The 24802-nt window shown below is 36.2% G+C and carries 23 protein-coding genes; 13 read left to right on the top strand and 10 right to left on the bottom strand.

Annotated features, from left to right (window positions below; all coding sequences use genetic code 11):
* The 5 genes from VHP32_02725 to VHP32_02705 all read left to right on the top strand — a co-directional run bounded on the left by VHP32_02725 (position 1) and on the right by VHP32_02705 (position 7530).
* Positions 1-1512 (top strand): LuxR family transcriptional regulator, encoded by a 1512-nt coding sequence (locus VHP32_02725; GenBank protein ID HEX2786792.1) that lies wholly within the window; start codon positions 1-3, stop codon positions 1510-1512.
* 92 nt (positions 1513-1604) lie between these two features.
* Entirely contained in the window at positions 1605-1883 is a 279-nt protein-coding gene (locus tag VHP32_02720) for a hypothetical protein (protein HEX2786791.1), read from the top strand.
* A gap of 132 nt (positions 1884-2015) precedes the next feature.
* Positions 2016-3227 (top strand): T9SS type A sorting domain-containing protein, encoded by a 1212-nt coding sequence (locus VHP32_02715; GenBank protein ID HEX2786790.1) that lies wholly within the window; start codon positions 2016-2018, stop codon positions 3225-3227.
* A gap of 166 nt (positions 3228-3393) precedes the next feature.
* Entirely contained in the window at positions 3394-4974 is a 1581-nt protein-coding gene (locus VHP32_02710) for a lipocalin-like domain-containing protein (protein HEX2786789.1), read from the top strand.
* A gap of 3 nt (positions 4975-4977) precedes the next feature.
* A complete protein-coding gene (locus VHP32_02705) occupies positions 4978-7530 on the top strand; it encodes a T9SS type A sorting domain-containing protein (protein ID HEX2786788.1) in 2553 nt (850 codons plus the stop codon).
* Between the two features lie 102 nt (positions 7531-7632).
* On the opposite strand, the gene VHP32_02700 is transcribed toward VHP32_02705, so the two are convergent.
* The 3 genes from VHP32_02700 to VHP32_02690 all read right to left on the bottom strand — a co-directional run bounded on the left by VHP32_02700 (position 7633) and on the right by VHP32_02690 (position 10482).
* On the bottom strand, positions 7633-8124 hold the full coding sequence (locus VHP32_02700) for an Lrp/AsnC ligand binding domain-containing protein (GenBank protein ID HEX2786787.1): 492 nt from the start codon (positions 8122-8124) through the stop codon (positions 7633-7635).
* Between the two features lie 463 nt (positions 8125-8587).
* On the bottom strand, positions 8588-9994 hold the full coding sequence (locus VHP32_02695) for a T9SS type A sorting domain-containing protein (protein HEX2786786.1): 1407 nt from the start codon (positions 9992-9994) through the stop codon (positions 8588-8590).
* On the bottom strand, positions 9991-10482 hold the full coding sequence (locus VHP32_02690; protein HEX2786785.1) for a DinB family protein: 492 nt from the start codon (positions 10480-10482) through the stop codon (positions 9991-9993). Before VHP32_02690 ends, VHP32_02695 begins: the two co-directional genes overlap by 4 nt.
* Positions 10483-10624: 142 nt before the next feature.
* On the opposite strand from VHP32_02690, the gene VHP32_02685 reads away from it, so the two are divergent.
* Positions 10625-11125: a DinB family protein gene (locus tag VHP32_02685; protein ID HEX2786784.1), complete on the top strand. Its 501-nt coding sequence runs from the start codon at positions 10625-10627 to the stop codon at positions 11123-11125.
* A 70-nt stretch (positions 11126-11195) separates the two neighbouring features.
* Here VHP32_02685 and VHP32_02680 read toward each other — a convergent pair whose 3' ends face one another.
* From VHP32_02680 to VHP32_02670, 3 genes are all read right to left on the bottom strand, one after another.
* Complete coding sequence (locus VHP32_02680; GenBank protein ID HEX2786783.1) at positions 11196-12326, bottom strand: hypothetical protein; 1131 nt, start codon at positions 12324-12326, stop codon at positions 11196-11198.
* Positions 12327-12464: 138 nt separating this feature from the next.
* Positions 12465-13430 carry a hypothetical protein gene (locus tag VHP32_02675; protein HEX2786782.1) on the bottom strand — a complete coding sequence of 322 codons (966 nt, stop codon included), beginning with the start codon at positions 13428-13430 and terminating at the stop codon, positions 12465-12467.
* On the bottom strand, positions 13390-13986 hold the full coding sequence (locus tag VHP32_02670; GenBank protein ID HEX2786781.1) for an RNA polymerase sigma factor: 597 nt from the start codon (positions 13984-13986) through the stop codon (positions 13390-13392). Before VHP32_02670 ends, VHP32_02675 begins: the two co-directional genes overlap by 41 nt.
* 195 nt (positions 13987-14181) lie before the next feature.
* Here VHP32_02670 and VHP32_02665 point away from each other — a divergent pair, with 195 nt between their 5' ends.
* Positions 14182-14832 carry an O-methyltransferase gene (locus VHP32_02665; protein HEX2786780.1) on the top strand — a complete coding sequence of 217 codons (651 nt, stop codon included), beginning with the start codon at positions 14182-14184 and terminating at the stop codon, positions 14830-14832.
* A 1-nt stretch (position 14833) separates the two neighbouring features.
* Here VHP32_02665 and VHP32_02660 read toward each other — a convergent pair whose 3' ends face one another.
* The 4 genes from VHP32_02660 to VHP32_02645 form a co-directional block, all read right to left on the bottom strand.
* Positions 14834-15553, bottom strand: coding sequence for a phage Gp37/Gp68 family protein (locus tag VHP32_02660; protein ID HEX2786779.1), 720 nt, complete (start codon positions 15551-15553; stop codon positions 14834-14836).
* Positions 15554-16636 carry a three-Cys-motif partner protein TcmP gene (tcmP, locus tag VHP32_02655; protein ID HEX2786778.1) on the bottom strand — a complete coding sequence of 361 codons (1083 nt, stop codon included), beginning with the start codon at positions 16634-16636 and terminating at the stop codon, positions 15554-15556. It lies immediately after the preceding gene.
* A 44-nt stretch (positions 16637-16680) separates the two neighbouring features.
* Positions 16681-17220, bottom strand: coding sequence for an LPS export ABC transporter periplasmic protein LptC (gene lptC, locus VHP32_02650; protein ID HEX2786777.1), 540 nt, complete (start codon positions 17218-17220; stop codon positions 16681-16683).
* Positions 17221-17348: 128 nt separating this feature from the next.
* Positions 17349-18335 (bottom strand): KpsF/GutQ family sugar-phosphate isomerase, encoded by a 987-nt coding sequence (locus VHP32_02645; GenBank protein HEX2786776.1) that lies wholly within the window; start codon positions 18333-18335, stop codon positions 17349-17351.
* Positions 18336-18438: 103 nt separating this feature from the next.
* On the opposite strand from VHP32_02645, the gene rlmD reads away from it, so the two are divergent.
* From rlmD to panC, 6 genes are all read left to right on the top strand, one after another.
* A complete protein-coding gene (gene rlmD / locus VHP32_02640; GenBank protein HEX2786775.1) occupies positions 18439-19839 on the top strand; it encodes a 23S rRNA (uracil(1939)-C(5))-methyltransferase RlmD in 1401 nt (466 codons plus the stop codon).
* A 235-nt stretch (positions 19840-20074) separates the two neighbouring features.
* Positions 20075-21637 carry a response regulator gene (locus VHP32_02635; protein ID HEX2786774.1) on the top strand — a complete coding sequence of 521 codons (1563 nt, stop codon included), beginning with the start codon at positions 20075-20077 and terminating at the stop codon, positions 21635-21637.
* Positions 21638-21853: 216 nt separating this feature from the next.
* Positions 21854-22279 (top strand): tRNA (adenosine(37)-N6)-threonylcarbamoyltransferase complex ATPase subunit type 1 TsaE, encoded by a 426-nt coding sequence (tsaE, locus tag VHP32_02630; protein HEX2786773.1) that lies wholly within the window; start codon positions 21854-21856, stop codon positions 22277-22279.
* Positions 22272-22898 (top strand): tRNA (adenosine(37)-N6)-threonylcarbamoyltransferase complex dimerization subunit type 1 TsaB, encoded by a 627-nt coding sequence (gene tsaB, locus VHP32_02625; protein HEX2786772.1) that lies wholly within the window; start codon positions 22272-22274, stop codon positions 22896-22898. Before tsaE ends, tsaB begins: the two co-directional genes overlap by 8 nt.
* Before the next feature lie 95 nt (positions 22899-22993).
* Positions 22994-23833, top strand: a complete 840-nt coding sequence (accD, locus tag VHP32_02620; GenBank protein HEX2786771.1) for an acetyl-CoA carboxylase, carboxyltransferase subunit beta — start codon at positions 22994-22996, stop codon at positions 23831-23833.
* Positions 23834-23935: 102 nt separating this feature from the next.
* A complete protein-coding gene (gene panC / locus VHP32_02615) occupies positions 23936-24802 on the top strand; it encodes a pantoate--beta-alanine ligase (GenBank protein ID HEX2786770.1) in 867 nt (288 codons plus the stop codon).

Raw genomic sequence — 24802 nt, 5'->3', positions numbered from 1 at the left:
ATGAATGCCTCGGAAACCGGAAGGAAGATTGATGAAATTATTGATTATGCCGACAAGCATCAGAACAATGCTCCCGCCGGTGTAATTAAAAAACTCCGCATTGCCGAAAAACTTGCCTCAAAAACAGACTACAGAAGGTATGACATTTATAAAAAAATCGGACTGATTTATTCAAACAGGGGCTGCCATGACAAGGCATTTGAATATTTTTTTAAAGCGGAAAAAACTCCCGCTGCAATTAAGGACGAAGAAAAACATTCCGAGATACTTTCTTTAATAGGAAATACTTATTACAAAATTTACAATACAAAGAGCGCTCTCGAGTATCTTCTGTCTGCATTAAAAATTCAGCAAAGCATTGGCGACAGGCGCGGTGAGTGCCTCACCCTCATTCGCATCGGGAATGTTTATTATCTTAATAAAGATGACATTAAAAAAGCTTCAGCGTGTTTTTCAAAAGCAAATAAAATCAGCAAGCTTGCAAAAAGCAAGAGGTTTGAAGCTCTGACAACCGGTGCATTGGCTGACTGCTATTACGAATCAGGAAATTACAAAAAGAGCATTGCTTTTTATAAACATTGCCTAAAACTAATTGAGGAGCAAAAAGATGATTATTATAAAGTTGGCGCTTATGAAGGACTTACCAAAAGCTATTTTGCTCTCAAAAAATATCAGCAGTCATTGGAATATGCAATGAAATCTTTGGATGCCGGAAGAAATTTTGCAAATTATAATATAATGTTCATTGCGCTTGGCAATATTATTCTCATTTACTATAAGCTGAAAGACAGTAAGCATGTATTGCATTATATCAATGAGGCAAAGAAAATAGAAAAAAAGATTGATGACCGTCTGGCATTGAGAGATTTTTATAAAGAGCTTTCAAAAATTTATTCGGCTGAAAATCCTGCCATGGCGCTGGATTATTTTATGAAGTATCATTATGTTTATTCTGAAATAAACGGCGAAGAACTGCAAAGAAAAACAAACGAGCTTAAGGCAGTGTTCGAAAGAATTCAGGCAGAAAAAGAAGCCGAGATTTTGCGGTTGAAAACACTTGAGCTAAAAAGAGAAGTTGATTCCAAAACAAAGGAAATGAACCTGATGGCAAATTACCTTGTTCAGAAAAATGATCTTATAAAAAAACTTACTGAAGATATTAAAAAATATTCCCGTAATTTTAAAACATCAAAGGTAGATTTCAGAGAATTTGACGAGTTCTTGAAAACTATAGAAATAAATAACCGCCTCACGGATGATGTAATAATCTTTGAGAAAAATCTCGACACTCTTAACTTTGCGTTCATTAATAAGCTTTCAAAAAAATATTCTGCACTTACTCCCATCCAATTAAAGATTTGCTCTCTTCTGAAAATTAATTTATCAAACAAAGAAATCTCAAATCTTCTGCATATTTCAAACCGCACAGTTCAGAATCAGCGTTATAAAATAATTCAGAAACTGAAGCTTCCGCGTAAACAGTCACTAACCACATTTATTAATACTTTCTGATACTTCTCACATACTCTATTTATACTCTATCCGCAGAAACCTGTTGTATAAACCTTTTCTGTTAGGCAGTTTTGTTCAACTGTTTAACAAAAATGAAAAGTAAAAACTCTTACAACCTTGCATCAATACAGGATCAGCTCATTCTTAATTTAAATAAAGAGCTTGTTAAGAAATTAAGAGTAAGATTCAGAAATCTTACGCATGATGAGCTTAAAATCTGCGCTCTTGTAAAATCCAATCTTGATGATGCAAAAATAAAACATTTGTTATCGCTTTCAGATAACACTCTCAAAGCATTTTACAATAAGATTTCAAAAAAATTAAAAATTCCCTTAAAAACTCAATTACATAATTACTTAACTAAAATATAGGAGCAATAAAAATGAAAACATTCACACAATATTTTTTTTTTTTGTTTTTCGGTTTTTTTAAATACTTCAATAAGCGCGCAATGGATAACGCTGAGTTCAGGTACAACAAGCAATATCACAGGTTCTGCTTCGGTGCCCGGCAGCGGAAATAACCTGTGGTTCACAACCGGAAACGGAAGCGTTCTAGTTACAACCAATGCAGGCACAAATTTTACTTCAAGAGCGACCGGAGTGCCGTCTCTCACCGATATAACTTTCAGAAACAGCACAACAGGTATTGCAGTCGGCGGTTCATTCGTGCTTGAGGCAACGTCTCAAATTGTTATTACAACCAATTCGGGGCAAGACTGGTTTCCGGCAATGAACATAAACGGCTCTATATTAACTGCTGCGCATTTTCTTCCTCAAAATCCAAATATTGTGTTTGCGGCAGGAGGTTCAAACATGTTTAAATCAACTAATGGAGGATTAAACTGGACTCAGGTTAATGTAAATTTTTTAATGGACTTTACAGCATCAATAACTTCAGTTACATCGGGTCCGAATACAAAACTTTTTGCCTTCGGGGGGAATTTTGTTCCTCCGTTTGAAACTAAGGTGTTTGTTTCCACTGATATGGGTGCCACCTGGAACCAGATAACAGCTGGTTTTGCGTTAAACGATTATATTACTGCAGCATATGTTATTCCCGGAACATCTACAATAATTGCTGCAACAGGCGATGGAAGTTTATACAGGTCAACTAATGGCGGAGATAATTTTAGCCCTATGACTGTAAATCCTCCGATACAAATTGGAAGCAGTTTTGAAGCTATTACAGGTGATGGATTAGGAAACGTTTATGTAGCCGGTCTTGACGGATCCGTATATAAAATGCCTGCAGGTTCAAACACTGCAACACCAACAACTTTTCAGCCGCCTGCAAATAATGGAATCAATACAATTGTAAAAGGAAGCTCGGATGGAGATAACCCTTTGATTGATAATTCTTATTATGTCGGATGCGGCAATGGTGCAATTTATAAAACGTCAAACGGCGGCGGAACAACAGGAATATCAAGTCTCGGAAATCCCGTCGTAAATTCATTCGAGCTCTATCAGAATTATCCTAATCCGTTCAATCCATCGACAACTATAAATTATAATTTAATTAAAAATGGTTATGTTATAATTAAGGTTTATAATTCTTCAGGACAGGAAGTCTCCACCCTGACAAATCAATTTCATAAAGCGGGATATTATTCGGTCAGTTTCAATGCATCAGGTCTTTCATCGGGAGTATATTTTTATAAAATCTTTATTGATGGATTTTCCGAAACAAAGTCAATGGTATTGATAAAATAATATTGCTTTGTATTCAGGAGTTACCCAAGAATGCAATAAACATAGAGACACAAAATCTTGCGTCTCTATGTTTTATTACTTCTTTTCACTTTACTCTTTTCCCATTTTTGCCTTTTGCATTTTTACTTTTCACCTTAACTTCACTCAAAATAAAACTCATCCTCATATGAAATTCCTGAAGCTTTTCATTTACATTGTTTTAATTATAGCTCTTATTCTTTTCCTGCTCTGGAAACGCTCACCGACTTTAACCGACCCTGTCGCACAAGTCGAACAGCCCGGTACATATACTTCAATGCCTTATGTCGAATTCAACAAGCTCATTCCTCAGCGCATTGAATACACAAAAGACAAAAGCACTTTTCTCGAGCCATATAATAAAGAAAAACTTGAGTTCATTCAGCAGAACATCGGCAGCGTGAACGACATGCAAAAGTTTCTTATGCTTGCAAGTGTTCCGAATATTGAACTGGGATATTACCAGATTGCTCCTATAAAGCAGGATCCTAAAGTTCTTTCATCATTTCAGTTTGAGCAGGGAATGACAGGGTGGTTCTGGATTTACGGAACGTTCATCGACAGCACAGGCAATACCGCATCGTTCATGTATTATTTAATTAGAATGGATATGTTTCCTCCTGAACTGCGAAAGCAAATGAACCTTCCTATGGGCTCGACAACTTATTATTTTATTTCGACAGGTGTCGGAAGAGGAAACGAATGGAAATACTCACCGTTTATGTTCGTTCGCGGAGAGTATAAAATAAATTCCGATTCATCATTTTCATTCAAAGCAATCGATGCGCCTGATGGGTGGACTTCAAACTTAAGCATGGACGGAGTTGGAAACTTCATCGTGGAATCCGGCTGGACAGACAGCACCGGAAAGAAAAACGGATTTTCAGCCAATATGGATGCGGTAAGAAGACCGTATCTCGACAACCCCGGCGGATGCACACCTTGCGCAGGCGGAGCAGGGACTTTGTATTTTTCATATACACAGCTTGCAACGAACGGAAACATAACATTGAATGACTCTTCAGTCGCATGTAAAAACGGAACAGGATGGGTTGACAGGCAATGGCTTAACCGGCAGGTAACAACAGTTTATTATTCGCTGCTTGCAAATGTAATGAACGTTTTTGAATCCGAAACCCGCGGACTCGGAAAATATGTCTGGCTCAATCTTCATCTTGGAAATGATTTGCAGTATATGGTCTCAGGAAACTTTGGTCCTGAAGTTCCGATAACCAAAGGCACAGTTTTCCCGACAAACACAAATCGTTACGGTCCGAATGATGATGTTCAATGGAAAATAAATGGAGTAACTGCGGAAGTCCTTGATACTCTTACAACAGAGGGCATAACTTTCCCGATAAAATATAAAATCAATACACCTGACGAAGTCTATATTTTAGACGCAACAAAATTCCCGCATTCGGTCAGCATAGACTTAACGAACAATCTGCATTACAACGGCTCGGCTTTGGTTTATGATTCAACTGGAAAATTAGTCGGCACAGGATTTATGGAAGCAAACCAGTTTGCACCTGAAGCACAATACACATCAAATGTTCTCGAAGGAATGGGACTTCAGGTTAATGCACAAAACATTGCAATGTTCAGTTCATATACTCAGCTTCCGTTCTCGAAAGGATTGCCAAGCCTGCTGGTTAGTATCTTAACAGTGATAGCATTAATTACCTTTATAATTTTATTCATAAGAACAATTTTCAAGAAAACCTGACAAATGAAATTTCTTCTTATCTTTTCTTTTTTTGTATGTGCAGTATTATTAGTTGGGATTAATCTAAATAAAGATAAAAATTTTAAAGATGTAAATGTGAACCAAAAGGATGAGGAGGAAGAAAAATCCGGACCCGGATTTGTTCCTGCTCAGGACTGGTTTGCCAAACAGCGCGCATTTCCTTTTGATGAAATTCCGCAAGATGAATATCTGAAATCGGTTGAGTATGTCAAGAATGAAATGCCGTACTCAAGCAACCGTGATGTTGTCGACTGGACTCTTGCCGGACCAATCAACATCGAAGGAAGAATAACAACTGCAGTAATTGACCCGGTTAATCCTCAGATAGTTTATTGCGGCTCTGCAAACGGCGGAGTTTGGAAATCAACGAACTTCTGCCAGACGTGGACAAGCATTTTCGATAATCAGAATACATCATCAATCGGTGCTCTTGCAATTGACCCGAACAATCCAAACATAATTTATTGCGGAACGGGTGAAGCAAATTCTCTACGCAGTTATTATCCCGGAACAGGAATGTATAAATCCGTTAACGGTGGTGCTAACTGGACATTCATTGGCTTGGATAGTTCGTTCTGCATCGGCAACATTGCAATCAATCCTTCAAACTCGCAGGAAGTATATGTTGCATCGATGGGATGGACACGCAGAAAAAATGACCAGCGCGGAATTTATAAATCAACAAACGGCGGAGTGAATTGGTCGCGTTCATTTTTTATTGCAGACTCAGTCGGAGCAATTGATGTTGCAATTGACCCGTCAAATCCTTCACGTGTATTTGCTGCAATGTGGGAAAGACAAAGACGCGAAGATTATGTTAAATACGGCGGAATAAAATCAGGTTTATATTTATCAACAAACTCAGGCGCAAGCTGGTCGCAGGTATCGGGGGGATTTCCCATCAATGATGCAACGCTCGGAAGAATTTCTTTTGATATATGCAGAAACTCTCCGCAAATAATGTATGCTCTCACAGCATTTGCAAACGGCAACTCGCGGGGATTATATAAATCAACGAATGATGGAGTGAATTGGAATCAGGTAAATGCTTCGGGTGCCGCTTCATCTAACTATGCATGGTTTAACAGGATCTGCAAAGTTCATCCGACAAATCCTGATGTTGTAATATGCGGAGGATTAAATATGGAAGCTTCAGTAAATGGAGGCACATCATTTTCAACATTACCGGCATCACATGTCGATGAACACGCAGTTGCTTTTGCTCCGTCAAACCCCGGTTTTCTTGTATTAGGGAATGACGGCGGAATAGATTATACAACTAATGCGGGTTTAACATGGAACGAAAGCACAACTCTGCCCATTACACAATTTTATGCGGGTGATATAAGCTATCTCAATCCATCAACAATACTTGGCGGAACACAGGATAACGGAACAATAAGAACAACAGGCGGATTAGTATGGAATGAAATTTACGGAGGTGACGGATTTTATGCTCTTGTTGATTATTCAAACCAGCAATATGTATATGCATCATCTCAAAGCGGCGGACTTGGAAGATCAACAAATGGCGGAAGTTCATTTCTCGGAGCAACCTCAGGACTTGATTTGACCTACACAAACTGGATGACTCCTTATGTTATGGATAAAAATAATCCGCAGATTTTATATTGCGGGACATACAAAATTTTCAAAACAACAAACCGCATGCAAAGCTGGACTGCAATAAGTCCTGACTTGACAAATGGTCATGTTCAGAATCTCGGAACAATAACAACAGTCGATGTCTCAAAATCAAATCCGAATGTAATTTACTGCGGAACAGATGATGCAAACGTTTGGGTAACGCAAAACAGCGGAACAAACTGGACAAAGATAAACAACGGTCTTCCTTACAGGTGGGTTACGAGGGTTGCAGTTCATCCTGATTCTGCAAATGTTTGTTATGTAACTTTATCAGGCTACAAAGTTGATTCAACCGGCTCACATATTTTCAGAACAACAAACTTTGGTACTAACTGGACTTCGGTAAGAGGCAATCTGCCCGACGCTCCGATTAACGATGTTATTATTGATCCAAACTTCACAGGCACGCTATTTATCGGAACGGATATTAATGTTATGGTCTCGACCAACTGGGGAACAACCTGGTCAGTGCTTGCGCAGGGAATCCCGTCTAACGTCCCGTGTCATGATTTGACATTGCATAACCCGACTCGAAAGCTTGTAGTATGGACTCACGGCAGAAGCGCGTTTCAGATAACGTTGCCCGTGGTATTAAATACAGAAAATTCTGCTTCAGAAATTCCAAACAGTTATGAGTTAAAACAAAATTATCCAAACCCGTTTAATCCAAGTACGAACTTAGAATTTCAAATTCCAAAAACGGAATTGGTAAAGCTCACCGTCTATGATATTTCAGGAAAAGTGATTGCAAATTTAATCAATAAAAATTTGAATCAGGGAACTTATAGAGTTCAATTCAACGGAAACAATTTATCGAGCGGTGTTTATTTTTATAAACTAACCGCAGGAGATTTTTCGCAGACACGTTCGATGGTCTTAATAAAGTAGATTCCCCCTTTGGAGGGGGAGTAAGGGGAGGACATATGAGACTTGAAAGTATTTTGCAAATAATACTGGGATTCCTGCTTACGCAGGAATGACAAATGAGTCTTATATCTTCACCTGTCTTTTAAAACTTTCTTCAAGCGAAATAAAAGTCTCCGTTCTCTGAATCCCTTTGATTGACTGAATTTTTTCGTTCAGTACGTCGCGCAGGTTTTGTGTGTTCTTGCACACAAGCTTTGCAAACATGCTGTATATGCCCGTTGTATAATGAAGCTCGACAACCTCCGGAATTTTACTCAGCTCTTTTGCAACATTATGATACAAAGAACCTTTCTCGAGATATACTCCGATGAATGCGGAAATATCGAATCCTATTTTTGAAGGATCTATGATAAGCTCAGAACCTTTCACAACTCCCATCTCGTTTAATTTTTTCATCCGCACATGAATCGTTCCGCCCGATACTAACAACTTTTTTGCAATATCGGTATAAGGAACAGTCGCATCTTTCATTAAGATGGAAAGAATTTTTAAATCGAGTTCATCAACATCGATTTTTGTCGCAAACTTTTCATTGCTAACTTGATAATTTTCCATTTGATATTTGATATTAAATTAACAAATTTATAATAAATATGTTGATTTATTATTAATATAGCAAAAATTTACTTAATTAAATATTAATATTGCAATAAATGGTGGGGATGCTTAATTTTGTATTAACTCTGTAGGGTGGTGAAACAGGCAGACATACCCTCCGGTCTCGAGGGTGGAGAGTTCGGGAGAAATTCTGGATTCAGGGCTAACCGCTCCATGAAGGTTCGACTCCTTCCCCTACAGCTCGTAAAGCCAAAAAAAATGTTCATTCGGCAGGAGTAAAATCCCGGCTAACCCCAAAAAGCAGTTTCCAAAAGATACTGCTTTTTGTTTTTACACAAAAAAAGAGACGGAAAATATTGCGTCTCTACGATAAAACTTATAAAATATTTTTTCCGTGCAGTCAGGAGTTAACTCCTGACTGCTAAGCAAACATTGTTTTTGCTTTTTTACTTTTGCTTTTTCACTTCAATAATATCATTTTCCTCGTCTCAACAAACCCATTAGTTTCCAATCTATAAAAATAAACTCCGCTGTTTAAGCCGTTTGCATCAAAATTAATTTTATAAGCGCCGGCATTTAAATTTTGATTAATCAATGTTGCAACAATGCTTCCTTTTATGCCATAAATATTCAGCTTCACAAATCCGAAATCAGCAATCCGAAATTCGAAATCAGTCACAGGATTAAACGGGTTCGGATAATTTTGTCCAAGAGAAAATTTTTCCGGAATTTCATTCGAGATAGGATTTATTCCTGATGGAATGGATTGAACAAATGTCCACCATACTCTTCCGCTGCTTCCACCTGACCACACTTTTTTTCTGTTATAAATTTCCAGACAATCATACCAGCTGTAAGTTGTGTTGTCCATAACCCAATTTGTGCCTCCGTTGCTTGTGAACATAATTGCTCCGGTTGTTGGCGTTCCGTGAACCGCCCATCCCGTATCAGCAAACACAGACATAAATTGAATATCATTTATCTGGTTCCATCCTGCCTGTGATACTGCATTATTCTGGAAAATCCAGTTCAAACCTCCATTTGTGGTTTTGTAAATATTATTCCTTTCAAGATTTGCCGCGCCAATCCATCCTGTTTCCTGGCGTACAAATGAAACCGAAAGCAATGAGTTATGTCCGTTGCCTGTTGGGGGCACATTCGCAAAACGATTTTCAAAACTTGCTCCTGCATTTGTTGTATAAAGCAAAACATCGTATCCTGCAATCCATCCTGTTGTAACATTCAGCCAATGCATATCATTTAATTCCTGTGCTGTTGGCACAGAGGGAGTTATTTCTGTCCAGTTATTTCCACCATTAGTCGTTTTTGCAAGAAATGGCTGATAAGGAAAACCTTTGCTTCCTGCGATGTAACCGGTGTTTGCATTTGCAAACCAAACCGAGCGGTTGATTCCCGATACGGGAGGACCATATTGTTTAAACCAGTTCAATCCGCCATTAGTTGTTTTTCTTATCTGTATTGAACCGCCAACACACCATCCCGTGTTTATGTTTATAAAATAAATTCCGTTATAGGCAGTAGTGAATGTCGTATCGGCAAAACTAAAAGATGTCCATGTTGCTCCGCTGTTTGTTGTCCGGATACCGCCATTACCCGTATGACTGCACCATCCATACAGAGAATCAACAAATATCATATCAACTATCTGTGAAGTTACGGGAGTCGAAACGAATTGCCACAAAAACGGCGCGCTCGAATTTGTTTGATTGTTATTTGTTGAAGAATTTCCGGTTCTCCAAAATCCGCAGTTTACATCATAAAAATTATTGTTAAAATCCTGCGCAATAATTTGAGAACAGCATAAAATAAAACCTAAAATCACGTTATATAAAAAAAACTTTTTCATTTATTTAAATTTAATTGTTTACGAACTAACATTATTTGTCCGGTATGATATGCATTATGTATGTTTATGTTTTCAAAAATTTCCCACCATTTACTTTGATTGTCAGGAAAATTTTTAAAAACATTTTCATCAAGTTTTTCATCGGAAATATTTTTTATAATATCCGAAAGCTCATCAAAAACCTGATACATTTTTTTTATCAGTTCGTCTTTAGATAAACTGTCGTACATATTAAATGTCGGGTCGTTATCCTTTTCAATTTTAATTGTATCAAGAGGAACATCTTTTATTCTCATTAAATATCTTTCATTCCAGAAAAGCAGATGGTCAACAAGCTGTCTTATGGAATGAACATTATCACCCGGTTTCCGGTTAAACTGCTCATCGGTAAGCCCTTCAAGAGCTTTAGTCAGCGGAATAAACCAGTTTTCCTCATTGTAACATGCATTAAACTGCTCGAATAAAATTTGACCGCGTTTCGAATTCATAGCTTTTTGTTAACCGTAAAATAACCAAATCTTTAAATTTTAAAAACAATAAACCTTAAACTTTAATCTTTCGTATATTATTGTTAGATTAAGCTTTCCCAACAAACTTTACCTTTTTTTAAAAAATCTAAAATACAAACACATGGCATTAAAAGAAGCATTAAAAGCAGAACTTGAGCAGGAAATGAAATCAACAAGAGAAATGCTTAAGAGATCTCCCGAAAAAGACTTTGAAAAAAAACCTCATGAAAAATCCATGACTCTTGGGGAGCTTGCATCACATGTTGCAAACACTAACAAATGGATATCGCTGGTTGTTGATAAAGATGAGTATGATTTTGTAAAAGAAAACTATTCTGAAAAAACTGCTAAGTCTAATGAAGAATTAATGAAGATTTTTGATGATACTCTTGCAGGGGCAATTAAGTCGCTTGAGAACACTACGGACGAAGAGCTTATGAAAGGCTGGAAGTTAAGAGCCGGAGACCAGATTTTCTTTGAATTGCCAAAGGTTGCCGCTTTGAGGACAATGGCATACAGCCATTTATATCACCACAGAGGACAACTATCAGTTTATCTTCGTCTTCACGATGTTCCGCTTCCTTCTGTCTATGGACCGACTGCAGACAATCCGATGAATTAATTTTATTAAAATAAACAAATTTAAAGAGACGCAAAATTTTTTTTTGCGTCTCTTTTTATGTTATATCAAATTATTTCCGGTGAGTTTTTATAAAGGAAGATAATCCCGTTGTATCAGGCTGCTCCATTTCACACGGTGCATAATAAAAATTCGTTTCGGGCGCATTCAGTAATCTTAGATACGTGTTATGGTCATGCTCAAATCCTACCCAGCAGCTGTACTGGTCAAAAGACGGTGAACCTGACGGACAGTTTCCCGGAATTGCTTGCCCCAGATATCTTACCTCACCAACATGATGGTAATATATACCTTCATAGGTGAAATAACTATACATAGCAAAGAAAGCTGTTTCAATGGATAAAGGAAGCAGAGTAGGGTATTGCTTAAGTAAAATTGTATCAATCTCGCTTATAAAGCGAGGAATGATGTCTCTCGGATTAACAACTCTATGACTTTCTGCACCAGCAGAATTTACTATGCTGTTAAAATGTTCTACATAACCTTTATTGCCGACTGTCGGCGCTGCAAAAGTATAAGATTTTATGTTAAAAACATGACCCATTCCGTTATCAAGCATCCAGGAAGTCAGAACGGTTGCAAGCGCTCCGCCAAGACTATGTCCTGTTATGAATAAATCATGTTTGCCTGACGGAATTGGTCTTTTTATAGCAGTTAAGTATTGAAGAAAAGTTTTATGTGATAACGGGTCAAGCAAGCTTAATATTTTAGATAACCCCAGCGAAGCACCTTCAGAAATCGAATCGTTCACATTACCGCTATATGTATAAGGCACCATGCTGTAAACAAGAATATCTTCTTTAATGTTAGTTAAAAAGCACCAATCTGTTCCGCGTATTGCAATCGCATACATATCGGGATTTTTAAGAGTATCTTTAACTACATAAAGCATGTTTGCCTTGTCCGGTGTTAAAGCAGGTCCCCATTCAAGCTTCCAGTTTCCTCCCGTTTCATAATTGCTGTTTGAAAGCTGGACTATGAGCGAATCCCTCATATAAACAGGATTATTTTCATTCACATAAGCAAGTGAAGCAAGTGTCATGCACGCGGCTGATTCATCATCGTTATATCCTTCATAAAAGCTTGTCGGTGCCTTTTGGGAAGTAACGGGTGAATTGGAGCATGAAACAAAATAAATTGTAATTAATATTACTACAGGTATTAATAGATAAAATTTTTTCATTCTATGTTTTATATGTCTTTATTTAATAAGACGTTTTAAATTTATTCTAAAAAAATAGATTAAATATTATTAAATAAAAACAAAAAAACCCGCCGAAGCGGGTTTAATAATTAGTGCTAAAACTTTTAAATTAAGAGTTTACTTTGTAACTTCTTCGTCTCTTTCGACTTTTATTTTAACTTCCGGTTTTCCATCTTTTCCTATAGTTCTTTCAATTGTTATGTCCTTATCTTGCACTCCGGGATTGTCCTTTTTAACTTGTTCTCTGATTTGTTCATCTGTCATATTTTCAAACGGTTTCTCATCACCAAGAGGCATTTTTTTAAGCTTAATAACTTCACTACCGTTATTGTTGTCAACGTTAATTTCTAATTGACCTCCTTCAGGCATATTAAAATCAGTAACCATGAGTCTTTTCTTTCCGTTTATATTTTCATAACTCACTTTTGCCCCTTTGAAACCTGATTGTTCAAGCTGTTTATAAATTTCCGCAGTAACTTCTTCATCGGTTTTTCCTTCTCTGTTAATTTCAATCTTCAGGAAATTTTCCAGAGCATAAGAATATAATGGCATTGTTTCGCTGTCGGTCATTGGCGTAAGCTTCACATTTGAAACTCCAGCAACAGAACGAATTTTATTGCTTATGTTCTCAGCTTCCGCTCCCGTTAAGTCTTGTAAAATCATGTGATGTAATTCTGTTTTACCATCATTACTGCCTGAAATTTCATGTGTTGATATAAATTTTTTGTCAATCTTTCCGACTTCTTCCATCATGATTGATGAGCTTTCTCTTGGCGATTCCCATGAAAGCAAATATCCCAGTGTGTTAGTCGAAGTAACAGGCATGTTGCACGCTGCAATTGTTAAAAGTAAAAACGCAATGATTGCAAGTTTAATACGGTTGTGTGAAAGGAAATATTTTAGATTAAAAGAATTTTTCATTGTTTGATTTGATTGATTGTTTAGAGTTTTTTTGCGAAACCAGAAATCGAATTCATCATACGATGAATCGTAACTTTCCGATTTTACATTTTTAAATAATTCATTCATATTTTTATCTGTATCATCTGACATTGGATTCTGAAATGAGCTTGATGGTTTCATTTTCAATTTCTCCTGAATTAATGTTTGCACTTACTTTTTTATCCGACTGAATTTCTTCAATCGTTTTTTTCATTTTTTGCCGCGCGCGGCTGAGTCGTGATTTCACTGCTGAAATACTCGACTCATTCTGGATGTCCTTAATTTCTTCAATCGAAAAGCCGGCAACTTCAAAAAGAAGAATCGAGGAACGCTCTTTTACTGATAACTTACTTAAGGCAACTGATAAAGCATTGTGATTGTCGAACTTTTCATCCTGCTTAAAATCAACAGGTATGTCGTGTTCTTTCTCGCTGAAATCAAGCGGAAGAAATTTTTTCCAGAAATTATTTCTGTAAAAATTTTTTGTCTCTCTTGATACAATCGTGAAAATCCAACTTTTGAATTTTGTTTCGTCTTTCAATGAACTGAAATTCTCAAATGCTTTCAGCATTGAATGCTGCAAAACGTCTTTTGCATCATCCGCAGAAATATCCCTGCAGAGATATTTGCAGAATTTTACAATATCGGAATAAACCGGCTTAAGCAGTTCAAGAAATTTCTGAGAATCACGTGACATCAAGTACTTGTTTTATATATTAGACGCAAAGCAACCCAAAAAGTCGCAAACATAATTTTTTGATGCTGTTTCAACGCTGATTTTTATGATTTCTTATGAAATCATAATTAAATCAGCGATTATCTGCGTTAAAATTGTTAATTTTGAAAATAATTTGAAGTCATTCCCGCGAAGGCGGGAATCCCAGTCTTTGTTATGATGATTTTATTAGACCAAAAAATTCAAGAATATTCAGACGGTTTTACAAGCAAGGAAAGCGAGCTTCTTGAAGAAATCAGACTGAATACGACCCAAAACCGTGATGATTCTGCAATGCTTTCGGGATTTCATCAGGGAAGATTTCTTGCAATGCTCAGCAAGTTAATGTCGCCGCATTGCATTCTTGAAATAGGAACGTATGTAGGTTATTCGAGCTTATGTTTTGCTGAAGGACTAAGTCATCACGGAAAAATTTATACGATAGACATAAGCGAAGAAAATATTAATATTGCTAATTCATATTTCAAAAAATCTGAGTATCAAAATAAAATCGTTCCGCTTCTTGGGAATGCTCTTGATATAATTTCAAACTTCAACGAAACAATCGATATGGTTTTTATCGATGCCGATAAAATTAATTACATAAATTATTACGAAGCTGTTCTGCCGAAGATGAGAACGGGAGGATTAATCATCGCTGATAATGTTCTATGGTCGGGTAAAGTTCTCGATGCCGCAGAAGGAAGAGAAGCTGATGAAGACACAAAAGCACTTCATAAGTTCAATGAAATTATAAACAACGATAATCGTGTTGAAAATGTTTTGCTTCCCTTAAGAGATGGCTTGATGCTAGCGAGAAAAAGATAAATTAAGCAACTAATTTAATAGGCATCTGATTGTAAGTTTTTCCCTTGAGTAATCTACCATTCTTTTTCTTATGAAAACCACCCCATTGTTTGAAAAAGAATGGGACATGATTTAAATAGCATTGTTGTTTAATACTTGTAACCCAATCTTCTTCAATAGGTCTTGCTTTAAATCCTGATTCCCCACCTACTATAACCCAGTTAATTTTCTTTAAATTTAAATTATCTAAAGGTCCAAGCAAAGGCTCTAAGGATAGAAATTTTATTTTAGCATCAGTCTTTCTTAGATCATCGATTCTAAATTCTACCTTTTCATCTTCAACAGACACCCCCATCCAAATATTAGGAGACCAATTTAAAAATTTATTTAATTCTAACAATCTTTCAGATCGTTTTGTTAAAACTTGAAATACATGCTGTGGACATTCATTCATTACATCAAAAACTTTTTGAATAAAATCCAAAGGAACGTCTTTCTGAAATAAATCACTCATACTATTAACAAAAATCATTTTTGGTTTTTTCCATGATTTTGGAATATTTAGGGACTCTGGATGTATTCTAACTTTTTTAAATCCAGCGGAATATTTCTCGACGCCCATTAATTGCAATCTCTTAGACATTATCTCTGCATAACAATTTTTGCAACCAGCTGAAAGTTTGCTGCATCCTGTAGTAGGATTCCATGTCATTTGAGTCCATTCTATAGATGATTTTGCCATTTATTTAACTTTAATTGCTTGAGGTGTATAATCTTTGATTTTTTTACAATTAGATTTGAAAGTTATTTTTTCAATTTTACCTTCTTTTACTAATTGTTTTGTAACGTCTTTGTAATGCTGTGCTAAAAACCCATTTTCTAAAGCATATAATAATACTTCAACATCGGTTTTTAATTCTCCAGCTACAATTTTAGTTTTAATTTCATCTTCAAAAATTTTTATTTTTTGAGATTTATTGTGTTCACTAAATAAACTTGGTTGTTCTAAACTAATATTTTCTCTATGAATATCAAAGTTAGCTTCTCCAGTTATTTTGTCTTTTTCCCAACAAATCTTTAAAAATTTTTCCATCCCTAAAGGATGATTGGTTCCGAATATTAGACCGTATATATTTGCACCCTTTTTAATTGAAAATTTTGATAAAAAATATTTTGTATTAATACTAATTAGCGATTTATAATAATTAAAAATTTCATTGTGTATTTTATAATAATCAGATTGTTTTATACTATCAGGATTAATTCCTAAATACTTCTTGAAGTTAGGATCATCTTTAAATCTTTTAAAATATGAAGAAGAAATAAAGAATAAAAAATCAGTTTTAGGTAGCTTTATTATTTCTTTAAAGATTTCTTCGGATACAAATCTAACTCCACATTGATCTAAAAAAATAAAGTTTATTGATTTGTCAAAGGTTTTATTTATTTCATTAAATAATTTAAAGAAATCAGAATTTAGTATTTCTACTTTAAATAAATTATTAATCTCGGTTTTAACATTTTTTAATAATAAATTGTATTTGTTCTTATTAAGTTCATTTAAGAAAAGATTTATTTTGATTTCATTTTTTAGAATTAAATCTTTGTATTTATTAATATTTTCAATAAATATTAAGGGACTTCCTTTGTTACCTTTTACATCTCGTCCCGGTCCTGCAAAAAAATCAAATATATTTATTTGAGGATAGTCAGCAAATTTAGTAACGGTGAAAACAGGTAACCATTCTTTAAAATATCCTTCAAGTATACTTAATTTAAATAAGGTACCTTCATAAAATTCTTTATTATGGAATTCCTTCGACATTGCCCTTAAATATTTAAGGATAAGTTGAGAAAAACAAGGGATATTTACTTACTAAACGTTCCCGTTACTTTATAAATAGTATAATTTTTCAATTCCTGGTCTGATTCAAATCCAATTCCTTCAATAATCTCTTTTGCTGTCGTTATCTTTACGTATTCCTCCGACGAAACTCTTCGAGTTTTGTTTGTCCATAAAAGCTTTTGTGTAATCAATTCATTTCCTTCAACGCTTCTGATTTTAACGCTGTCCTGCATTTCGATGTTTTTTGTATCATCATGAACAACTCCGCGCTTGCCTGTTAAGGTCGAAACATTTTTTCCTTCTTTAAAAAAATCAACCACCGCGCCGCTGTCTATTATAGTGAGCCCTTTTTGGCTGTAATAAGCAATATATTTAGCTTTGAGAATTGCAATTACCTGATTGGAATCGGAAAACGACACGGTCGCATTCCAGCTTTGCTGGTCGGGGGAGTCGCCTGCAGTGAAATCCGTCTTTTGAGGAATATATCCTCCTTCACCGCATCCGATTATTATAGAGCCGCAGAGAATAAAGAGAAGAAAGAAAACTTTTTTAACACTGAACAACGCTGAATATTATGATTTAGTATGATTTTAAAACTAATAAATTAAAAATGTCATTCCCGCGCAGGCGGGAATCCAAAGAAATATTTATTTGGAAATAAAAAATTAAGCAATCAAAGAACTATAAAAAATCAAAGTCCCAATTCAATCAACTTATGTATATGTAAAATCCCCTGAAGCTTGTTTTTCTTGTCGGCAATTATTAGTGATGTAATTTTATTGTCTTCCATAATTTCCAATGCGCGTTTTGCAAGAGTATCTTTCGGAATCAACTTAGGATTTCTGCTCATCACATCTTTTGCAGTAAGATTTTTTATCTCAAGAGTTTTTTCAAGCAAGCGTCTGATGTCACCATCGGTGATAATTCCTTTAACCGTGCTTCCGTTTACAACAACTGCACATCCGAGACGTTTTGATGAAATCGCATAAATAATATCTTTCATTCCCGTTGATTCTTTCACAGTCGGAACATCATCACCTTCACTCATAATGTCTTCGACTTTCAATATAAGCTTTTTACCAAGCGAACCGCCGGGATGAATGAATGCAAAATCTTCTTTTCTGAAATTTCTTTTTTGCAGAAGCGAAACGGCAAGCGCATCACCGATTACAAGCGCAACCGTCGTCGATGATGTCGGAGCAAGATTATGCGGACATGCTTCTTCTTTCACTGAAGCATCTATTATTATATCACAAACATCCGCAAGGTCGGATTTTGTGTTGCCTAAAATTCCAATCATCTTCACGCCGAGGTCGCGCAACGTTGGAATAATTTGTTTGACTTCGCTTGTATCACCGCTCTTTGAAATCAAAATCACTACATCATCTTCACGTACGATTCCCAAATCACCGTGAATGCTATCAGCCGAGTGTAAAAAAATCGAATACGTTCCTGTTGAATTAAAAGTCGCAACAATTTTTTGCGCAATGATACCTGATTTACCGATTCCCGTAATCACAATTTTTCCTTTGCATTTGAAAATCGCATCGACCGCCTGCCGGAAACTGTCGGAAAACTCAGCATTGTTGAATCTACGTTCGAGGTCACTGATAGCTTTTTTCTCGATTGAAATTACTTTCCTGGCATTTTTGATAACATCTTCGCTTGTTTTGCTCAATTTTTGTTAATTTTTGTCAATTTTCTTTAGGTATTATTAAGAGTATTTTACCATTTAGACAAACAGATTACTGCAAAGTTAAATTAATTTCTGATTTATTAATATGAAAAAGGGAGATGAGTTAGAGCTGTCGATTTCGGAGTTGAGTTCCGAGGGGATGGGTATTGCCAAGATTGAAGATAATTTTGTGATTTTTATTCCGCAAACTTTGCCCGGCGACAGGGTAATTGCGCAGATTAATAAAAAAAAATCTAATTATGCGGAAGCAAAATTAGTCGAGCTTCTCGATGAATCGCCCGATCGTGTTGCACCATATAGTATGCATTTCGGTGTTTGCGGCGGTTGCAAAATTCAGAACTTTGCTTACAACAAACAGCTTGAGTTCAAAACCAACGTTGTAAAAAATGCTTTCTTGCGGATTGGTGAGTTTGACAACATCGAAGTAAATGACTGCCTCGCAAGTCCCGAGGTTTTTTATTACAGAAACAAAATGGAGTTTTCATTTTCCGATGATGTATGGCTTGAAGACCCAAGTTTGAAAGGAACGGAAAAATTTGCGCTCGGACTCCATGTTCCGAAATTTCATTCAAAGATTCTCAACATAAAATACTGCTTCCTGCAATCGGAGCAGTCAAATAAAATTTTAAATTTCACACGTGACTTTTTCAAGGAACGAGGCACGAGTATTTATTCGACTAAAACTCATTCGGGATATTTAAGATTTTTGATTATTCGTCAATCGAAGCATACACCTGACTTGATGGTGAATCTTATTACTGAAAATTACGATGAAGAATTAATCAAAGAATATGCTAACGCTTTGAGATATGCAGTTCCTGAAATCACTACGATTATAAATGCGATAACATCGAAAAAAGCGCAGGTTGCTTTCGGGGAACAAGAGTTTGTTATATATGGTGACGGGGTGATTTATGAGAAGCTCACGAATCTGAACGGCAACGAGCATACATACAAAATTTCCGCAAATTCGTTTTTCCAGACGAACACTTTGCAGGCGGAAAACCTGTTCAATATAGGAATGCAATACGGGGATTTTAATGGAAAAGATAATGTTATTGATTTATATTGCGGTGCCGGGTCGATTTCTTTATTTATTTCAGATTCAGTAAAATACGTTAAGGGAGTTGAGCTTGTTGCCGATGCAATTGCAAACGCAAACAAGAATAAAAAGCTAAACGGAGTTGCAAATTGCGACTTTGAGCTTTCAGACATCAAAGATTTTTTGAAAAGCTCATCTATTGAGCAATTCAATAAAATCATTCTTGATCCGCCGAGAGCGGGATTGCATCCTGAAATCTGCGAAATTTTGTCTGAAACAAGAAAAGAGAAAATCGTGTATATAAGTTGTAACCCCTCAACACAGGCAAGGGATTTAAAGATAATTTGTAACAAGGGAAATTATAAGCTTGGCAGAATTCAGCCGGTTGACATGTTCCCGCATACATACCACGTTGAAAATGTTGTTGAGGTATTAGCAAACTAAAATCAATATGAATGTCATTCCCAGCTTGCCACCGTGTGGCGAAGGCGGGAATCTAAGCTAAAAACTTTTTAGAACTAAAATTTTTATTATCGAATATCTCTTCTGTTTAAACTTTGGGTACGACAGGCATTTCTGCCTGTCGGGACAGACAAGAATGTCTGTCCTACCAAATAAAATTTTTATAAATCTAAACAGGAGAGTTATGTCAGCAAGCAATAATATAGCAAACAATTTTATGAGTAAAATACTTTGGGTAGATGACGAGATAGACCTTCTTAAATCGAACATTATGTTTCTTAAACAAAAGGGATATGATGTTGAAGAAGCAGCTAATGGTGAAGATGCTGTGAACATGATTGAGAAATCGGATTACGATTTAGTCTTCATGGATGAAATGATGCCCGGCATGGGAGGTCTTGAAACTCTTTTGAAAATAAAAGACGTCAAGCCCGCGCTTCCGGTTGTGATGGTAACGAAGAACGAAACCGAAAGCCTGATGGAAAATGCAATCGGCAAAAAGATTTCGGATTATTTATTAAAACCTGTAAATCCCGGACAGCTTCTGCTTGTCTGTAAAAAACTTCTAGATTCAAGAAAAATAGAAGGCGACCAGCTTTCACGTGATTATATTCAGGAGTTTAACCAGACTTCAATGGCGTTGATGGAAAATCCCGATTGGCGAGACTGGATTGAGCTTTATACAAAGGTTACTAACCGCGAACTTGAGCTTGATGAACACCCCCAACTTGGATTAAAACAAACCTTAACAGACCAGAAAAAAGAATTTAACGTTGAGTTTGGTAAATATATTGAGAAGAATTACAAAGACTGGGTAAATACTGAAGACATTAATAATAAACCGGTTCTGTCAAATCAGATAATGGAAAAATATGTTTTCCCTGAGCTTGATAAATATAAATCGGTGTTCTTCTTTTTAGTTGACTGCATGCGTCTTGACCAATGGCTCGAAATGGAAAAATATTTGCATCAGTATTTCAGAATTTCAAAGGATTATTATTATTCGCTTCTTCCGACTGCTACACCTTACAGCCGTAACGCAATCTTTGCGGGATTATATCCATCAGAGCTTGAAAAACATTATCCGAACTTATGGAAACAGGATGATGATAACGAAAACAGCAAAAATAATTTTGAGCGGGAATTTCTTGCAAAGCTTCTCGAAAGAAAAAGAATAAAACTAAGAAATGAATTCCGTTACACAAAAATAATGGATTCCGAGTTCAGTCGCGGAATTGAAAGTAAAATTCCGTCTTATCTGAATAATCATCTGAACACAATCGTGATTAACTTCCTCGATATGATGGTTCACTCGCGAAGCGATTATGCAATCTTAAAAGAAATTGCTCCCGATGATTCTGCGTTTCGTTCGCTCACGACTTCATGGTTTGAGCATTCATCGTTCTTTGGAATGCTTCGCCAGCTTGCGAATAAGCCTGATGTGAAGGTGATTATCACAACTGACCACGGAAGCATCCGCTGTCTGCATGGCGTTAAGGCATTTGGCGACAGGGAATCATCTCCGAATCTACGTTACAAATATGGACGCAATGTTAAAGCAGAGCCGAAGCATTCGATGTTGATAACAAAGCCGACCGATTACAGACTTCCCGTAAGGAACGGTATGGTGAATTACATAATTGCCAAAGAAGATTTCTATTTTGTGTATCCGACCGATTATCATAAATACTTGAATCAATATAACGATACATTCCAGCACGGTGGCATTTCTCTGGAAGAAATGATACTGCCGGTTATATCGCTGGAATCAAAGACTTAGATTTAGATAAATATTTTTTACTTAGCAAAGCTCATTGAAAATATTTCAGTGAGCTTTTTGTTTTTTATCTGTGTCATTCTGAGGAACGTAGTGACGAAGAATCCCATTCATTTTAACTCGGGGGATTCTTCGCTTCGCTCAGAATGACACCAAAGAATCATTTCGGTAAATTTTTCAGAGTTTATAAAGCGGTTTTATTTTCCGAAATTTGTTTATATGGAAATAGTTACGCAAAATGAAGATGAAACGATTAACGCCGGATTTGAATTTGCAAAAAATTTAACTCCCGGTGACGTTGTCGGCTTATCAGGTGACTTAGGCGCAGGTAAAACACGATTCATAAAAGGCATCTGTAATTATTTTCAGGTTAAAGAACCCGTTAACAGTCCCACGTTCATAATCGTTAATGAATACAAAGGGCAGCATGATAACAAACCTATGAAGATTTTTCATTTTGATTTATATCGCCTTAATAATCCCGATGAATTAATAAATCTCGGATTGGATAACTATTTCACAAATGAATCCATTTGCTTAATTGAATGGATTGAAAACGGAAGCGACATAATAAATCCCAATCATCTCGTTGAACTCGGTTTTGGAAATGCCGATAATGAAAGAATAATTAATCTGCATGAATAACCTTCTTTTAATAGATTGTTCAGGAAAACACGTTGAATTCGGTTATTATGTCGATTCCCGCTTGGTAATCAACAAAAAACTGGATAGAGATAATAATGCAGATTCGTTAATTTACAATTTAGCTATTGAATTAGATAAAAAAGGGTTATTTTTAAAGAATGTCGAATGTGTTTCGGTCTCAAACGGACCGGGTTCTTTCACGGGATTGCGTATCGGGCTTGCAATAGCGAAGGGCATTTGTTTCTCAACCGGAGCAAAACTTGTGCTTGTTTCATCGCTCGATGTTCTCGCAAATAAGGGGGAATCGGATAAAGATTTTATTGCGATAATTTCCGCAAACACGAAACTAAACGAATATTATTATACGGTTTATAACAAATCCGGTGGAGAGTTGAAACGAACAGATGATTATAAGATAGGATTGCTTGATGACATTAAGAAGTTGAATTTAAAGATTTTTTCAGAGGAAGATTTTAGTTCTTCAAATATTAGTTCAATTGAATCGTTATTGCAGTTGAGTTTAAAAGCAATCGATGAAAATAAATTTGAGAATTATGAAACGGCAGAACCGTTTTATATGAAAGAATTTATTCCTCTAAAAGCAAAAACAGAAAAGTAATTCAATTGCTGTAGCCGAAAGCTTCAGCTTTCGTGAACGAACCCTGAAGGGGTCGGTTACAATGAGAAAATAAACAGAAGAGAGAGAAAAATAATTTGGCTTGGTTTAAGAGAAAACAGGAAAACATAACAACCGATGAAAAGAAAGGCGTTCCCGACGGCCAATGGATAAAATGCGACGGATGCGGAGAGCTTATTCACCGCAAACAATGGGAATCGAATTTTTATACCTGCCCTAAATGCGGACTTCATTTCAGAATCGGAAGCGATGAATACATAAAAATTCTTATCGATGAAGGAACGTTTAAGGAGATGGATAAAAAAATGAAATCCATTGACCCATTGAACTTCACGGATACAAAGCCATACAAAAAACGTCTTGATGAAACTTTCAACAAGACTGATTTATATGATGCGATAAAAACAGGCACGGGAAAGCTTGAAGGACACGACATTGTTTTCGGATGCATGGATTTTGATTTCATCGGAGGCAGTATGGGAAGCGTTGTCGGCGAAAAAATTTCACGAGCAATAGATAAGTCCATAAAAACAAAAAATCCGTTAATTATAATTTCATCTAGCGGCGGCGCAAGAATGATGGAAGGCGTCCTTTCCCTTATGCAGCTTGCGAAAACAAGCTCCAAGCTTGCAAAGCTTGATGAGGAAAAAGTACCTTATATATCGATTTTGACTAACCCGACAACGGGCGGAGCAAGCGCTTCATTTTCTATGCTGGGTGATTTTAATATTGCAGAACCAGATGCTTTGATTGCATTTGCAGGTCCTCGTGTCGTTAAGCAGGCAACAGGAAAAGATTTGCCAAAGGGATTTCAGAAGTCAGAGTTTTTGCTCGACCATGGATTTATTGATTTGATTGTCGAAAGAAAAGACATGAAAGCAAAGCTTTCGCAGATTTTGAATTTGATAAAGAATTAAAACACTTGTGTCATTCTGAACCCGATTCATCGGGTGAAGAATCCCATTCGTTTTATCTCAGGGGATTCTTCGCTACGCTCAGAATGACAAACTTAAAAAAATATGAAAGTAGTCAAAGAAGTCAGGGCAATGCAGGAAATTTCGGAGTTCAACCGTTTGACTTACAAGAAAATCGGTTTCGTTCCCACAATGGGTTATCTTCACGAAGGACATACTTCTTTGATTCTGAAAGCAAAAGAAGAATGTGACATTGTTGTTGTGAGCATTTATGTCAACCCGACACAGTTTTTGCAGGGAGAAGATTTTGAAACTTATCCGCGAGATTTCGATAAGGATTATGAAATGTGTAAGAACGCGGGAGCGGACTATATTTTTTATCCCGATAATCTTCAGATGTATAAAAGAAATCATATGACTAACATAATGATTTCAACAATTACAAACAGACTCGAAGGAGAAATTCGTCCGGGACATTTTATCGGAGTTGCTACAATTGTTCTGAAGCTTTTCAACGTTGTTAAACCTCATAAAGCATACTTCGGACAAAAAGATGCACAGCAGGTTGTAGTTCTGAAACGCATGACAAATGATTTGAATCTTGATGTCGAAATAATTACCTGCCCCACAATACGCGAAGAAAACGGTCTTGCAAAAAGCTCGCGAAATACTTACCTGACCGATGCAGAAAGAAATGATGCTGCGATTTTATACGCCGCGCTTGAAAAAGGAAAAGATTGGGTGCTTAAAAGAAGCGAAGACTTAACAACTGAAGAAATAAAAGAATTAATGAGAGATGTAATTGATGAAACCGTAAAAGATGCAAAAGTACAGTATATTGCAATAACTGACAATGAACTTTTGAACGAAATTAAGGATATAAATGGTTATAAGGGTGAAGTATTGATTTCACTTGCCGTAAAAATGGGAAAAACACGGCTTATTGATAATATTGTTTTTTCAAAGAATTAA

The organism is Ignavibacteria bacterium, from assembly GCA_036262055.1.
Lineage (GTDB): Bacteria > Bacteroidota > Ignavibacteria > Tepidaquicellales > Tepidaquicellaceae > DATAJP01.
Note: the sequence above shows the minus strand (reverse complement) of the source record. Positions and strands in the feature narration are given on the sequence as shown.

Excerpts from the sequence above, each read along its gene's own strand:
- VHP32_02700 (HEX2786787.1), bottom strand. The coding sequence starts at position 8,124 with ATGGAAAATTATCAAGTTAGCAATGAAAAGTTTGCGACAAAAATCGAT.
- VHP32_02670 (HEX2786781.1), bottom strand. The coding sequence starts at position 13,986 with ATGTCACGTGATTCTCAGAAATTTCTTGAACTGCTTAAGCCGGTTTAT.
- tsaB (HEX2786772.1), top strand. The coding sequence starts at position 22,272 with ATGAATAACCTTCTTTTAATAGATTGTTCAGGAAAACACGTTGAATTC.
- VHP32_02660 (HEX2786779.1), bottom strand. The coding sequence starts at position 15,553 with ATGGCAAAATCATCTATAGAATGGACTCAAATGACATGGAATCCTACT.
- VHP32_02710 (HEX2786789.1), top strand. The coding sequence starts at position 3,394 with ATGAAATTCCTGAAGCTTTTCATTTACATTGTTTTAATTATAGCTCTT.
- tsaE (HEX2786773.1), top strand. The coding sequence starts at position 21,854 with ATGGAAATAGTTACGCAAAATGAAGATGAAACGATTAACGCCGGATTT.
- VHP32_02675 (HEX2786782.1), bottom strand. The coding sequence starts at position 13,430 with ATGAAACCATCAAGCTCATTTCAGAATCCAATGTCAGATGATACAGAT.
- VHP32_02680 (HEX2786783.1), bottom strand. The coding sequence starts at position 12,326 with ATGAAAAAATTTTATCTATTAATACCTGTAGTAATATTAATTACAATT.
- VHP32_02705 (HEX2786788.1), top strand. The coding sequence starts at position 4,978 with ATGAAATTTCTTCTTATCTTTTCTTTTTTTGTATGTGCAGTATTATTA.
- VHP32_02720 (HEX2786791.1), top strand. The coding sequence starts at position 1,605 with ATGAAAAGTAAAAACTCTTACAACCTTGCATCAATACAGGATCAGCTC.
- VHP32_02685 (HEX2786784.1), top strand. The coding sequence starts at position 10,625 with ATGGCATTAAAAGAAGCATTAAAAGCAGAACTTGAGCAGGAAATGAAA.
- panC (HEX2786770.1), top strand. The coding sequence starts at position 23,936 with ATGAAAGTAGTCAAAGAAGTCAGGGCAATGCAGGAAATTTCGGAGTTC.
- VHP32_02695 (HEX2786786.1), bottom strand. The coding sequence starts at position 9,994 with ATGAAAAAGTTTTTTTTATATAACGTGATTTTAGGTTTTATTTTATGC.
- VHP32_02725 (HEX2786792.1), top strand. The coding sequence starts at position 1 with ATGAATGCCTCGGAAACCGGAAGGAAGATTGATGAAATTATTGATTAT.
- VHP32_02635 (HEX2786774.1), top strand. The coding sequence starts at position 20,075 with ATGAGTAAAATACTTTGGGTAGATGACGAGATAGACCTTCTTAAATCG.
- VHP32_02665 (HEX2786780.1), top strand. The coding sequence starts at position 14,182 with ATGATGATTTTATTAGACCAAAAAATTCAAGAATATTCAGACGGTTTT.
- VHP32_02690 (HEX2786785.1), bottom strand. The coding sequence starts at position 10,482 with ATGAATTCGAAACGCGGTCAAATTTTATTCGAGCAGTTTAATGCATGT.
- rlmD (HEX2786775.1), top strand. The coding sequence starts at position 18,439 with ATGAAAAAGGGAGATGAGTTAGAGCTGTCGATTTCGGAGTTGAGTTCC.
- tcmP (HEX2786778.1), bottom strand. The coding sequence starts at position 16,636 with ATGTCGAAGGAATTCCATAATAAAGAATTTTATGAAGGTACCTTATTT.